1 tRNA gene and 1 rRNA gene are annotated in these 439 nt (G+C 47.6%); both read right to left on the bottom strand.

The features are described from left to right. Nucleotides 1-200 precede the first annotated feature (200 nt). Nucleotides 201-276 (bottom strand) — tRNA-Glu (locus F3J40_RS24645). Nucleotides 277-361: 85 nt separating this feature from the next. Next, nucleotides 362-439, bottom strand: a 16S ribosomal RNA gene (locus tag F3J40_RS24640); the annotation flags it as partial.

Here is a 439-nt window from a genome sequence, read left to right as displayed (position 1 = left end):
TTTACAACGCATGCAAGCTGCAAGCATTTGAGAGACTCGAACACATCGATAGCTTCATTCTTATTACGGAGAATGAATACGACGTGTCGTTTCAATTTTCAGCTTGTTCCGGATTGTTAAAGAGCAATATCTCAAACTCGACGTTAACCGTCAGTTTTGAGATATTTCGTGGAGACACCTTTCACCTGTCACCAAGCAAGTGGCGTCCCCTAGGGGATTCGAACCCCTGTTACCGCCGTGAAAGGGCGGTGTCCTGGGCCTCTAGACGAAGGGGACACTAAAGTCTCTTTCGCAAGACGCCTTGCTCATTACTTTCTATCAGACAATCTGTGTGAGCACTTCGCGGGAAAGTATCTTCAGGTAAGGAGGTGATCCAACCGCAGGTTCCCCTACGGTTACCTTGTTACGACTTCACCCCAGTCATGAATCACAAAGTGGT

It is taken from the genome of Candidatus Pantoea multigeneris (genome assembly GCF_011752615.1).
Lineage (GTDB): Bacteria > Pseudomonadota > Gammaproteobacteria > Enterobacterales > Enterobacteriaceae > Pantoea > Pantoea multigeneris.
Note: the sequence above shows the minus strand (reverse complement) of the source record. Positions and strands in the feature narration are given on the sequence as shown.